Below are 13,690 nucleotides of genomic sequence, written 5' to 3' on the forward strand. Positions count from 1 at the left end.
CACGCTGAGCGAGAGGCGGACTGCGCCACGTGGTGGGGTCGGTAACATCAGGCACCGGCCCTGAGGGCTCACCCCATGCCCGCCACCGCCGGTCGAAGCAGCCGGAGGTGCCCATGAGTGCAGAGGCCACGAACCCCGAAGCACATGCAGAAGTGCGCCCTGAGCTGCGCAGACGTGGCCGTACCCGGCTCGATCTGCGCCGCCTGGGCCGAGCCGCCCTGCTCGGGCCCGCGTCCCGGGACCGCCTCCCAGACGCCATCGGACACGTAGCAGAAGCGCACCGCGCCCACCACCCGGATGCGGACCTCTCCATCCTGCGCCGCGCGTACCTCCTCGCGGAGTCCTCGCACCGCGGCCAGATGCGCAAGAGCGGCGAGCCGTACATCACGCACCCGCTCGCCGTCACCCTCATCCTGGCCGAACTCGGCGCCGAGACCACCACACTGACGGCCTCCCTGCTGCACGACACCGTCGAGGACACCGAGGTGACCCTCGATCAGGTGCGCGCCGAGTTCGGCGACGAGGTCGCCTTCATCGTCGACGGGGTCACCAAGGTCGAGAAGATCGACTACGGCGCCGCCGCCGAACCCGAGACCTTCCGCAAGATGCTCGTCGCCACCGGCAACGACGTCCGCGTCATGTCCATCAAACTCGCCGACCGGCTGCACAACATGCGCACCCTCGGCGTGATGCGCCCCGAGAAACAGGCCCGCATCGCCAAGGTCACCCGCGACGTCCTCATCCCGCTGGCCGAACGCCTCGGCGTCCAGGCCCTGAAGACCGAGCTGGAAGACCTCGTCTTCGCGATCCTGCACCCCGAGGAGTACGAGCGCACCCGCGCGCTCATCGCCGCCCACTGCGGCGCGGACGACCCCCTCCTCGCCATCGCCGAGTCCGTACGCACCGTCCTGCGCGAGGCGGGCATCAACGCCGAGGTGCTCGTCCGCCCCCGGCACTTCGTCTCCGTCCACCGCATCTCCCGCACCCGCGGCGAACTGCGCGGCCCGGACTTCGGCCGCATCCTCGTCCTCGTCGGCGAGAACGCCGACTGCTACGCCGTCCTCGGCGAACTCCACACCTGTTTCACCCCGGTCGTCTCGGAGTTCAAGGACTTCATCGCCGTCCCGAAGTTCAACCTCTACCAGTCGCTGCACACCGCCGTCGCCGTCCCCGAGGGCTACGTCGCCGAAGTCATCGTCCGCACCCGGCAGATGCACCGCGTCGCCGAAGCCGGCGTGGTCGCCCTCGGCAACCCGTACGCGACGGGCGAGGGCTCCGACTGCGAAGGAGTCGACCCCACCCGGCCCGGCTGGCTCTCCCGGCTCCTCGACTGGCAGCAGTCCGCGCCCGACCCCGACACCTTCTGGACCGGACTGCGCGCCGAACTCGCCCAGGACCGCGAGATCACGGTGTACCGCGCCGACGGAGGCACCCTGGCCCTGCCCGCCGGGGCCAGCTGTATCGACGCCGCCTACGCCCAGTACGGCGAAGCGGCCCACGGCTGTATCGGCGCCCGCGTCAACGGGCGCCTCACCTCCCTCTCCGCCCCGCTCTCCGACGGGGACACCGTCCAGTTGCTGCTCGCCCAGGACGCCTCCTCCGGGCCCGCCGCCGACTGGCTGGAGCACGCGAAGACCCCGGCCGCCCGCATCGCCATCAGCAGCTGGCTCCAGGCCCACCCCGAGGGGGCCGTACCCGCCGCCGCGGCCCCCCGCGCACCGCTCTCGGTGCCCGGGCTGCGCGGGGGCGGGGGCAACGCCGTCGCCGACCTCCCCGACGCGCACGTCCGCCTCGCCGGCTGCTGCACCCCCGTCCCGCCGGACGCGGTCGCCGGGTTCGTAGTACGGGGCGGCGCCGTCACCGTCCACCGGGTGCACTGCCCGGCCGTCGCCCAGATGCGGTCCCTGGGCCGCACCTCCGTCGCCGTGCACTGGCGGGCCACCGCCGACTGCCGCGTCACGCTGCTCGCCGAATCGTTCGGCCGCCCGCACCTGCTGGCCGATCTGACCGAGGCCATCGCCCGCCAGGGGGTCGAGGTGGTCTCCGCCACCGTCGAGCCGCCCGTGGAGCAGCGGGTCCGGCACAGCTACACCCTGCAGCTGCCCGACGCCTCCGTGCTGCCCGGGCTGATGCGGGCCATGCGGGACGTGCCGGGCGTGTACGACGTCAGCCGGGCCTGAGGGGGCCGGGGGCCGGGGCTGGGGGATGCGGGGGTCGGGGGGCCGCCGGGGGAGTCTCGTTCGGGTGGATCCGTCGCGCGCCGCGCGCGGGCCCGCGACGGGCGCTGGTAAGCGGTGGTGGATGCAGCTCTCCTCCCCGCGCCTGCGCGCCGCCCTGCTCGCCGCGGCCTCCCTCAGCCTCGTCGCCGCCGTGCTGCCGCCGCCCAAGCCCCTCGGCATCGGCGACCGGCTCTTCCCCGAGCTCGGCAACCCCGGGTACGACGTCATCTCGTACGACCTCTCCCTCACGTACAAGGACAACCGCAGCCCCCTTGACGCGGTGACCGCCATCGAAGCCCGTGCCCTGGCCCCGCTGGAGCGGATCAACCTGGACTTCACCCACGGGACGGTGGCCTCCGCCGAGGTCAACGGCGAACCCGCGCGGTTCGAGAGCGCGGGGGAGGACCTCGTACTGACTCCCGCGCACCCCGTCGCCGCGCACACCCCGCTGCGGATCACCGTCCGCCACACCAGCGACCCGCGCGGCTCGGCCGACGGAGGCTGGGTCACCACCGAGGACGGCCTGGCCATGGCCAACCAGGCCGACGCGGCCCACCGGGTCTTCCCCAGCAACGACCACCCCGCCGACAAGGCCTATTTCACCTTCCACGTCACCGCCCCCGAGGGCTACACCGTCGTGGCCAACGGCCTGCCCGGCGCGGTCCCCGCCGCGCGCGCCGCCGGGGCGACGGAGTGGACGTACCGGACCCTGCACCCGATGGCCACCGAGCTCGCACAGGTCTCCATCGGCCGCTCCGCCGTCCTCCAGCGCACCGGACCGCACGGGCTGCCGCTGCGCGACGTGGTGCCGGTCGCCGACCGGCAGCGTCTGGAGCCCTGGCTGCGCAAGACCGCCGGGCACATCGAGTGGATGGAGCAGCGGGTCGGCCGCTACCCCTTCGAGAACTACGGGGTACTGATCGCGCGGGCCCGCACCGGCTTCGAGCTGGAGACGCAGACCCTCTCCCTCTTCGAGAACGGCCTCTTCGCGGGGGAGGCCGAGGGCTACCCCGAGTGGTACGTCGAGGCCGTCATGGTCCACGAGCTCGCCCACCAGTGGTTCGGCGACAGCGTCACCCCGCGCACGTGGTCCGACCTGTGGCTCAACGAGGGACACGCCACCTGGTACGAGGCCCTGTACGCGGACGGGCTCGGCAAGTACTCCCTGGACCGGCGGATGCGCGAGGCCTACCAGCGCTCCGACCAGTGGCGGGCGGCAGGCGGCCCCCCGGCGGCCCCCAAGGCGGCGGCACCCGGGCAGAAGATCGGCCTGTTCCGGCCGGTGGTCTACGACGGGTCGGCGCTGATCCTCTACGCCCTGCGCGAGGAGATCGGCGCCCCCGCCTTCGACCGGGTCGAGCGGCGGTGGGTGGCGGGGCACAAGGACGGCACCGCGGGCACCGAGGACTTCGTGCGCCTCGCCTCCCAGGAGGCCGGACGCGACCTCACGGCCTTCCTGAACCCCTGGCTGTACGGGGAGAAGACCCCGCCGATGCCCGGCCACCCGGACTGGAGCGCCCCGGCGGCCAAGGCGGCCCCGCAGGCCGCTCCGAAGCCGGCCCCGCACGCCGCTCCGAAGGCTCTCCCCGCCCGGGCAGCGAAACCGGCCGGAAAAACGGTATGACGGGCCCGGAACGGGCATGTCACCATCGAAGCGGCCGACGACGGGGCGGACCGGGGAATCACCGGACCGGGTCCCGCGTTGGACGTGACAGAGACAGTCACGCTCGGCGGTACCTTTGGCCCTGACCGGCGCGCACGCAATCGAATCGACGTAAGGATCCAATGACCTCCTCTTCATCCCCTTCCCAGGACCCGCGGGACGCGCAGAACGTGCGGGACCCGCAGCGCTTCACCGAGAGCCTTCGGGCCGATGCCCTGATGGAAGAGGACGTCGCCTGGAGCCACGAGATCGACGGAGACCGGGACGGCGACCAGTTCGACCGCTCCGAGCGCGCGGCCCTGCGCCGCGTGGCCGGTCTCTCCACCGAGCTCGAGGACGTCACCGAGGTCGAGTACCGCCAGCTCCGCCTGGAGCGCGTGGTCCTCGTCGGTGTCTGGACCTCCGGCACGGTGAGCGACGCCGAGAACTCCCTCGCGGAGCTGGCGGCCCTCGCCGAGACGGCGGGCGCCCTCGTACTCGACGGTGTCATCCAGCGCCGCGACAAGCCCGACCCGGCCACCTTCATCGGTTCCGGCAAGGCCCGTGAGCTGCGCGACATCGTGCTGGAGAGCGGCGCCGACACCGTCGTCTGCGACGGCGAGCTCAGCCCCGGCCAGCTCATCGCCCTCGAGGACGTCGTCAAGGTCAAGGTCGTCGACCGGACCGCCCTCATCCTGGACATCTTCGCCCAGCACGCCAAGTCCCGAGAGGGCAAGGCGCAGGTCGCCCTCGCGCAGATGCAGTACATGCTGCCGCGACTGCGCGGCTGGGGTCAGTCGCTGTCCCGGCAGATGGGTGGCGGCGGCGGTGGCGGCATGGCCACCCGAGGCCCCGGTGAGACCAAGATCGAGACCGACCGGCGCCGCATCCGCGAGAAGATGGCGAAGATGCGCCGGGAGATCGCCGAGATGAAGACCGGCCGCGACATCAAGCGGCAGGAACGGCGCCGCAACAAGGTGCCCTCGGTCGCCATCGCCGGCTACACCAACGCCGGTAAGTCCTCCCTGCTCAACCGCCTCACCGGCGCGGGCGTCCTGGTGGAGAACGCACTGTTCGCCACCCTCGACCCGACCGTGCGCCGCGCCGAAACCCCGTCCGGCCGGATCTACACCCTGGCCGACACCGTGGGCTTCGTCCGGCACCTGCCCCACCACCTCGTCGAGGCCTTCCGCTCCACGATGGAGGAGGTCGGCGACTCCGACCTCATCCTGCACATCGTGGACGGCTCGCACCCGGCGCCGGAGGAGCAGCTGGCGGCGGTCCGCGAGGTCATCCGCGAGGTCGGCGCGGTCAACGTGCCGGAGATCGTGGTGATCAACAAGGCCGACGCCGCGGACCCGCTCGTCCTGCAGCGCCTGCTGCGTATCGAGCGGTACTCCATCGCCGTCTCGGCCCGCACCGGCCAGGGCATCGGGGAGCTCCTCGCGCTCATCGACAGCGAGCTGCCCCGGCCCGCCGTCGAGGTGGAGGCCCTCGTGCCGTACACCCGCGGCGGGCTGATCGCCCGGGCGCACGCCGAGGGCGAGGTGATCTCCGAGGAGCACACCCCGGAGGGCACCGTGCTCAAGGCGCGGGTCCACCAGGAACTCGCGGCGGAACTGGCGCCGTACGTCCCTGCCAAGCAGTAACGCCACCCGGCAACACCGAGGGCCCTCCGCGCGTGCGGAGGGCCCTCGGTCGATTCGCGCCTGCCGGCGCAGCCGCGCTCAGCGCTTGAACTTGGCGCTCACCGCGTCGTAGATCCCCTTGGCCTCCGGACCCAGCTTCGGGCCGGCCAGCCAGCCCGCCTTCGCCGGGCCGATCGAGGTGTTCGACACCAGCGCGGGCTTGCCGTCGGCGCCCGTCGCGATCCAGCCGCCGCCGGAGGAGCCGCCCGTCATCGTGCAGCCGATGCGGTACATCACCGGGTCCTGCTGGCGCAGCGCCAGACGGCCCGGCTTGTCCGTGCACTGGTAGGCCTTCTGGCCGTCGAAGGGGGCCGCCGCCGGGTAGCCCGTCGCCGTCATGCCCGTGATCTTCGGGACGGCCGGGGCGTTGAACTCGACCGGCAGCGCCGTACCGACCGTCTCCTCCAGGGACTTGCCGTTACCGCCCTTCTCCGGGGTCACGTGCAGCACCGCGAAGTCGTACGGAGCGCCCGCACCGCCTGTCGGACCGCCGTTCGCGATCCACTGGTCGGAGGTCTGCGCCCAGTCGCTCCACCACACGCCGTACGGGGCCACCTGCTCGCGCGGCGCGCCCTTGAGCTCGGCCGCCGGCCGGCCCGCGTTGTTGTACGAGGGGACGAAGGCGATGTTGCGGTACCAGCCGCCGGCCTTGCCCGCGTGCACGCAGTGGCCCGCCGTCCAGACCAGGTTCGACTTGCCGGGGTGCGCGGGGTCCTTCACCACGGTCGCCGAGCAGACCATCGAGCCCTCGGGACCGTCGAAGAAGACCTTGCCGGACGCCGGAACGCTGGAGTGGTAGGGCGCGGCCGCGGCCTTGGCCGTCACCGGCGCCGGGGTCGGGTCCGTGACGCCCTGGTCCTTGCCCGCGTCGGGGTCGACGGACGGGCGCTGCGGCTGTTCCGCGTCACGCATCCGGTCCGGGTCCCAGAGGCCGTCGATGATGGGGTTGACGTAGTCGCCCGCCTCACGGAGCCAGTCGTCCTTGTTCCAGTTCTTCCACGCGCCCCCCTTCCACTTCTCCATGTCGAAGCCGTGCTGCTTGAGCTTGTCCTTGAGCTCTTGCGGGATCTTGATCGGGCCGTCCGCGGCGCCGCCGGACGGGAGGGGCGCTGCCACGGTCGGCTTGGCGTCGCCGCCGGCCTCCCCGTCGCCGGGTCCGCAGGCCGCGGCGGTCAGCGCGAGCGCGGCCGCGCACAGGGCCGCGGTGACCGGTCGGTTCGGTCGCATGTCGTAAGTCCCCCAGGTGCTTCGAGGTGTTGGGACGGTGTCGTCCAGGGTGCTTCGGTTCGCTTTCGCAGCACCCCACTATGCCGCCGCCGTTGAAGACGGCGGCCCCCGGGTCGGCGGTTCCGGGGTGCACCGGTGCTCTTGACGCCTGCTCACCCCGGGTACGGGGCCCGCCGTGACCGGATGCCGAAGGCCTTTCAACGCCCCCGGACCGCAAGGATCTTCGCCCGAACCCGTGATCCGCCGCCGTCACCGTCGTTGGTACGTACGGGGGACGGTGCAGCAGCGTTCGTGTTCGAGGCGCAATCCGGAAGAGGAACCGTGCGGGAGGTCCGACAGTCGTGTCCCTGACCGAGCAGGCCGCAGCCGCGGCACAGATCCCGCCCCAGGGCGGCCGGGGGCCTGGTGCGGCCGAGGGGATCCTGCGCAGGCAGGCACTGCGGGAGTCCGCGGCCCGGACGTACGCCCGCTCGCTGCCCATCGTCCCGGTACGGGCGCGCGGGCTGACCATCGAAGGTGCCGACGGGCGGCGCTACCTCGACTGTCTCTCGGGCGCGGGCACCCTCGCCCTCGGGCACAACCACCCCGTGGTCCTCGAAGCCATCCGCCGGGTCCTCGACTCGGGGGCCCCGCTGCATGTGCTCGACCTCGCCACCCCGGTCAAGGACGCCTTCACCACCGAGCTCTTCGCGAACCTGCCGGCCGGGCTGGCCGCCGACGCCCGCGTCCAGTTCTGCGGGCCGGCCGGGACGGACGCGGTCGAGGCCGCGCTCAAGCTGGTCCGGGTCGCCACCGGACGCTCCGGCCTGCTCGCCTTCGCCGGGGCCTACCACGGCATGACGGCCGGCGCCCTGGCCGCCTCCGGTGGCGCCCCCGACGTCCGCGTGACCCGGCTGCCGTACCCGCAGGACTACCGGTGCCCGTTCGGGGTCGGGGGTCCGGAGGGCGCCCGGCTCTCGGCGACCTGGACCGAAAGCCTCCTCGACGACCCCAAGGGCGGGGTCCCCGCCCCGGCGGGCATGCTCGTCGAACCCGTCCAGGGCGAGGGCGGGGTCCACCCGGCCCCGGACGACTGGCTGCGCCGCATGCGGGAGATCACCGAGGCCCGGGGAATCCCGCTGATCGCGGACGAGGTCCAGACCGGGGTGGGCCGCACCGGCGCCTTCTGGGGCGTCGACCACGCCGGGGTGGTCCCCGACGTGATGGTGCTGTCCAAGGCCATCGGCGGCAGCCTGCCGCTCGCCGTGATCGTCTACCGCTCGGAGCTGGACGCCTGGGAGCCGGGAGCCCATGCCGGAACGTTCCGCGGCAACCAGCTCGCCATGGCGGCCGGCACCGCCACCCTCGCCTACGTCCGCCACAACGGCCTCGCCGGGCGCGCCGCCGAACTGGGCGGCCGGATGCTCACCGCCCTGCGCGGCCTGGCGGCCGACCAGCCCTGCGTAGGCGACGTACGTGGCAGAGGCCTGATGCTCGGCGTCGAGATCATCGACCCCGACACGGGAGCCGCCGCCCCCGCCCTGGCCGCCGCCATCCGCCAGGAGTGCCTGGACCGCGGCCTGATCGTCGAACTCGGCGGCCGTCACGGCGCCGTGGTCCGCCTGCTGCCCCCGCTCACCCTCACCGACGAGCAGGCCACAGCCGTCCTGGACCGCCTCGCCGACGCCGTCCCCGCCGCCGCCCACTGACCAAGGACCCCACCCGTGCCCGACCCCGAGACCTCCCCCGGCCACCCCACCCCGGCCCCGCCCACCGCCCCCCAGGCAGCCCCGCACACCACCCCACCCCGGACCGAAGCCGCAGCGCAAACCGCAGCCGACCCCGGAGCAACAGCCACCCCCGGCACCCCGTCTCCCCGACCCAGGACGGGAGCCGGAACCGCAGCCGCCACCCCGGCATCCTTGCCATGGACCGAAGCCGAGGCCGCCCCCGCCACCCCGGCACCCCTGCCCAGGACGGGAGCCGGGGCCGCCACCGCCCCCGCCACCCCGGCAGCCCTGGGGGACACCCGGCAGCCTCCCGGCCCGGACGCCGCACCCACTCCGGCCCCACCCTGGACCGGACCCGCAGCCCCAGCCCCAGCCGGACGCGGACCCGAGGCCGGAGCCAGCCCTGGAGCCGGAGCCGGGCCCGCACCTGAACCCGAGGCCGGAGCCGGCCCTGAAGCCGGAGCCGGGCCCGCACCCCGACCCGGAGCCGGCATCCGACCCGCCGCCGCGTCGGCAGGCCTGGGGGCCACCCCGCAGCCCCCCGACCCGGACGCCGCACCCGCGCCGGCGCTGCCCTGGAGGGGAACCGCAGCCGGGGCCGGTCAGTCGCCCGACGCCATGCCCTCCGCCGCCCCCGGGACACCCGCGAGCGGTGCCGGAGCCTCCCCAGCGCCCCGGGCCGGGGCCGCGGCCGGGACGGTGCCCCGGCAGAAGGCAGGCACCCCGCGGCCCCGGGTGGGCGGGGCCGGACCCGTCGGGCCGGAGCCGGCGGTGCTGCCCGACCTGCTGGACCACCCGGACCCGGCCACCGCCGCCGAGGCCGCCACCGTGGAGAACCTGCTGCGGTGCTGGGTCCGCGAGAGCGGCATCGGCCGCCCCGACGGGCCCGCCGGCACCCTCCTGCGCATCCCCCTTCCCGCATCCGCCGCCGCACTGCTGGTTCCCGTCCGGCACTGGTCCGAGGCCGGCTGGCACCGCTTCGCCCCCGCCCGACTCGAAGGCGCCCCCGCCGACGCCCCCGCTGTGGACGCCGTCACCCTCGCCGCCCTGATCGCCCGCGAGGGCAACGGCCGCGGTGCCGACCTCGTCGGCCGGGTCGCCGACTCGGTGCGCCGCACCACCGAGTTCATCGCCGACCGACGCCGCCGCCCCACCGCCCCCGCCCCCATCACCGGGGACCTCTTCCTCACCGCCGAACAGTCCCTCCTCCTCGGCCACCCCCTCCAACCCGACCCCAAGAGCCGCGAAGGGCTCTCCGACGCCGAAGCCCACCGCTACTCACCCGAACTCCACGGCTCCTTCCCCCTGCGCTGGTTCGCCGTCGCACCGACCGCCCTCGCCACCGACTCCGCCTGGACCGAACGCGGCCGCCCCGTCTCCGCCGCGCAGCTCCTCGCCCGGCTCGCCCCCGGGCTCCCGCTGCCCGCCGGCACCACCCCCCTTCCCCTGCACCCCTGGCAGGCCCGCGACCTCCTCCAGCGCCCCGTCGTCGCCGCTCTCCGCGACGCGGGACTCCTCATCGACCTGGGCCCGTACGGAGCCCCCTGGTATCCCACCTCCTCCGTCCGCACCGTCCACCGCCCCGGCACCCCCGCGATGCTCAAGCTCTCCCTGGGCCTGCGCATCACCAACTCCCGCCGGGAGAACCTCCGCAAGGAACTCCACCGCGGCGTCGAAGTGCACCGGCTGCTCCGCACCGGCCTCGCCGAGGAATGGCAGACGGCCCACCCCGGCTTCGACATCGTCCGCGACCCCGCGTGGGTCGCCGTCGACACCCCGGACGGCACCCCCGTACCGGGACTCGACGCCCTGCTCCGCCACAACCCCTTCCGCTCCGACGACGACGCCGTCTGCGTCGCCGCACTCACCTCCCCACGCCCATGGCCAGGCCGCACCACGATGCGCTCCCGGCTCGCCGACACCGTCTCCCGGCTCGCCACCAGCACCGGCCGCCCCACCTCCGCCGTCGCCACCGAGTGGTTCCTGCGCTACCTCGACCAGGTCGTCCTGCCCGTCCTGGCCTTCGACGCACTCGCCGGCATCGCCCTCGAAGCCCACCAGCAGAACACGGTGGTCCTCCTCGACCGGGCCGGCTGGCCCGTCGGCGGCCGCTTCCGCGACAACCAGGGCTACTACTTCCGCGAGTCACGGCGCACCGAGCTGGAACACCGGCTCCCCGGCATCGGCCGCGCCAGTGACACCTTCGTCCCCGACGCCGTCACCGACGAACGCTTCGCCTACTACCTCGGCATCAACAACGTGCTCGGCCTCATCGGGGCCTTCGGCTCCCAGCGGCTGGCCGACGAGCGCGTACTCCTCGCCGCCTTCCGCCGGTTCCTCGGCAAGGCCGCAGACCTCGGCCCGCTCCCCGCGCAGCTGCTGGACTCACCCACCCTCCGCTGCAAGGCGAACCTGCTCACCCGCCTGGGCGGCCTCGACGAGCTCGTGGGCCCCGTCGAAACGCAGTCCGTCTACGTCACCATCACCAACCCCCTCCACGACTGACGCGCTCCCACCGACACGGAGAAGAGCCCGATGCCCCCCGCCGAAACGACCACCAGCACCGCCACCAGCACTGCCATCGGCCCCGCCCGCCACGCGGCCGACCATCACGAGAACGCAGGGCACCGCTTCGCCGTCGGACTGCTGCCCCTGCTCGCCGAGGCGGACCTCCTCGACTCACCCGCGGGCTGGGCCGCCCTGCCCACACCGGCCGGAGCCTTCCGCCTCGAACCCGTACGGCCGGGCCGAGACCTACAGCTCCTCACCCGCTGGATGAACGACCCCGACGTCGCCGCCTACTGGGAGCTCTCCGGCGCCTCCGCCGTCACCGCCGCCCACCTGCGGACCCAGCTCGACGGCGACGGCCGCAGCATCCCCTGCCTCGGCGTCCTCGACGGCACCCCGATGAGCTACTGGGAGATCTACCGGGCCGACCTCGACCCGGTCTCCCGCCACTACCCGGCGTGCCCCCACGACACGGGTATCCACCTGCTGATCGGAGACGGCACGAACCGCGGACGGGGCCTGGGGACCACGCTGCTGCGCGCCGTCACCGAGCTCGTCTTCGACAACCGCCCCCGCTGCACACGGGTCATCGCCGAACCGGACATTCGCAACACCCCCTCCGTCTCAGCCTTCCTCGGCGCCGGTTTCCGCTACGCCACGGAAATCCAACTCCCCGAGAAGCGCGCCGCCCTGATGATCCGGGAGCGGTCGCTGCGCAATCTCCTCTGATCGCCGCCGAACCGCATCCGCCGTTTTCAGGATCGACCGTCCTTTTACGCCTCTCCCTTCGAAAACTCCGTGGAGCACTGCGGAGTTCCCGATCCTCGAGGAGTCCCGTGCCGAATTTCCCCGCAGCCCCAGACTCCGCGGAACCCGCCGTCCCCCCGTCGCCCCAGCACCCGTGCACGCCCCCCGAACTCAACCGCCCGACCTGGGACGACGCGGCCCGCCGACTGCTCGCCAAGATGCTCGCCGAGTTCGCGTACGAGGAGATCGTCACCCCCGCCCCGGCGCCGGCGGCCGCGGGCGACGCCTGGACCCTGACCCTCGACGACGGCAGCAGCCTCGGGTTCCGCGCCCGCCGCCGCGCCTACGGCAGCTGGCAGGTCGCGCCGGACACCCTCACCCTCACCCCGCCGCCCCCTCCACCGGCCCCCCGCAGGCCTTCGCGGACCCGTACGGCTTCCTCGTCCGCGCCCGCACCCTCCTCGGCCTCGACGGCCCCACCCTCGGCCACCTCATCCGCGAGCTCAGCTCCACCCTCGCCGCCGACGCCCGCCTCGACCACCACGCCCTCACCGCCGACGTCCTCGCCGACCTGGACTACGCCGCCCTCGAAGGGCATCAGACGGGCCACCCCTGGCTCGTCCCCAACAAGGGCCGCGTCGGATGGTCCGCCGCGGACGCCGCGGCCTGGGCCCCCGAAGCCCGCACCCCGCAGCGCCTGCCCTGGCTCGCCGCCCACACCTCCCTCGCCGAGTACCGCGGCGGCGCCGGCCTCGAGGACCCCGCGCGCCTCTACGCGGCCGAACTCGACCCGGTCTCCCGGGCCGCCTTCGACCAGACCCTGCGCGACCGGGGCCTGGACCCCCTCCGCTACCTCTACCTGCCCGTCCACCCCTGGCAGTGGGACGAGGTGGTCCTCCCCCTCTTCGCCCCCGCCCTCGCCTCCGGAGCCCTGGTCCCGCTCCCCGCCGACCCCGACGAACGGCTCCCGCAGCAGTCCGTCCGCACCTTCCTCAACCTCACCCGCCCCGACCGCCACAGCGTCAAAGTGCCGCTGTCCGTCTTCAACACCACGGTCTGGCGCGGCCTGCCCGGCGAGCACACCCTGGCCGCCCCCGCCGTGACCGCCTGGATCCACTCCCTGCGCGACGCCGACCCCTTCCTCCGCGACGAATGCGGGGTGATCCTGCTCGGGGAGGTCGCCTCCGTCACCGTCCGCCACCCCGTCTACGACCAGCTCCCCGAGGTCCCCTACCAGTACAAGGGACTCCTCGGGGCGATCTGGCGCGAGCCACTGACCCGCCACCTCGCCCCCGGTGAGCGCGCCCGCACCCTCGCCTCCCTCCTCCACACCGACCCGCGCGGCCGCGCCTTCACCGCCGAGCTCGTCGCCCGCTCCGGCCTGTCGCCCACCGCCTGGCTCCAGCGCCTCTTCGCGGCGGTGCTGCCCCCGCTGCTCCACTTCCTCTACCGCTACGGCACGGTGTTCTCCCCGCACGGAGAGAACGCGATCGTGATCTTCGACGAACAGGACGTGCCGGTCCGCCTGGCGGTCAAGGACTTCGTGGACGACGTCAACATCAGCCGGGACCTGCTCCCCGAGCAGGCGTCCCTGCCCGACGAGGTCCGGGCGGTCCTGCTCACCGAGCCGCCCGCCTTCCTCACCCAGTTCATCCACGCCGGCCTGTTCATCGGCGTCTTCCGCTACCTCGCCCCCCTCTGTGACGACCGCCTGGGAGTTCCGGAGACCGATTTCTGGGCCCTCGTACGGGCGGAGATCCTCCGCCACCAGGCCCGCTTCCCCGAGCTCAAGGACCGCTTCGAGCTCTTCGACCTGCTCACCGAGCGGATCGACAGGCTGTGCCTCAACCGCAACCGGCTCCACCAGGACGGCTACCGCGACCGCCCGGACGTCCCCCGGGCCGTCATCCACGGCACCGTTCCCAACCCCCTGCACCACCCGTGAGGCCG

At 73.7% G+C, this 13,690-nt stretch carries 7 protein-coding genes and 1 pseudogene; 7 read left to right on the plus strand and 1 reads right to left on the minus strand.

Going from position 1 to position 13,690, the window contains the following annotated elements; all coding sequences use genetic code 11:
* The first annotated feature begins 113 nt into the window (after positions 1-113).
* The 3 genes from B4U46_RS26220 to hflX all read left to right on the plus strand — a co-directional run bounded on the left by B4U46_RS26220 (position 114) and on the right by hflX (position 5,510).
* Entirely contained in the window at positions 114-2,180 is a 2,067-nt protein-coding gene (locus tag B4U46_RS26220; protein ID WP_079430115.1) for a RelA/SpoT family protein, read from the plus strand.
* A 121-nt stretch (positions 2,181-2,301) separates the two neighbouring features.
* Positions 2,302-3,843, plus strand: a complete 1,542-nt coding sequence (locus B4U46_RS26225; RefSeq protein WP_079430116.1) for a M1 family metallopeptidase — start codon at positions 2,302-2,304, stop codon at positions 3,841-3,843.
* A gap of 161 nt (positions 3,844-4,004) precedes the next feature.
* Entirely contained in the window at positions 4,005-5,510 is a 1,506-nt protein-coding gene (hflX, locus tag B4U46_RS26230; protein ID WP_079430117.1) for a GTPase HflX, read from the plus strand.
* Between the two features lie 78 nt (positions 5,511-5,588).
* Here hflX and B4U46_RS26235 read toward each other — a convergent pair whose 3' ends face one another.
* Entirely contained in the window at positions 5,589-6,776 is a 1,188-nt protein-coding gene (locus tag B4U46_RS26235) for a trypsin-like serine peptidase (RefSeq protein WP_079430118.1), read from the minus strand.
* Positions 6,777-7,117: 341 nt separating this feature from the next.
* On the opposite strand from B4U46_RS26235, the gene B4U46_RS26240 reads away from it, so the two are divergent.
* From B4U46_RS26240 to B4U46_RS26255, 4 genes and pseudogenes are all read left to right on the plus strand, one after another.
* Positions 7,118-8,464, plus strand: coding sequence for a diaminobutyrate--2-oxoglutarate transaminase family protein (locus B4U46_RS26240; RefSeq protein ID WP_079430119.1), 1,347 nt, complete (start codon positions 7,118-7,120; stop codon positions 8,462-8,464).
* A 792-nt stretch (positions 8,465-9,256) separates the two neighbouring features.
* A complete protein-coding gene (locus tag B4U46_RS26245; RefSeq protein ID WP_398908033.1) occupies positions 9,257-10,990 on the plus strand; it encodes an IucA/IucC family protein in 1,734 nt (577 codons plus the stop codon).
* Positions 10,991-11,020: 30 nt separating this feature from the next.
* Entirely contained in the window at positions 11,021-11,722 is a 702-nt protein-coding gene (locus B4U46_RS26250; protein WP_079430121.1) for a GNAT family N-acetyltransferase, read from the plus strand.
* A 107-nt stretch (positions 11,723-11,829) separates the two neighbouring features.
* Positions 11,830-13,685 (plus strand): annotated as a pseudogene (locus B4U46_RS26255) (IucA/IucC family protein).
* Positions 13,686-13,690: the final 5 nt, after the last annotated feature.

This window comes from Streptomyces katrae (assembly GCF_002028425.1).
GTDB lineage: Bacteria > Actinomycetota > Actinomycetes > Streptomycetales > Streptomycetaceae > Streptomyces > Streptomyces katrae_A.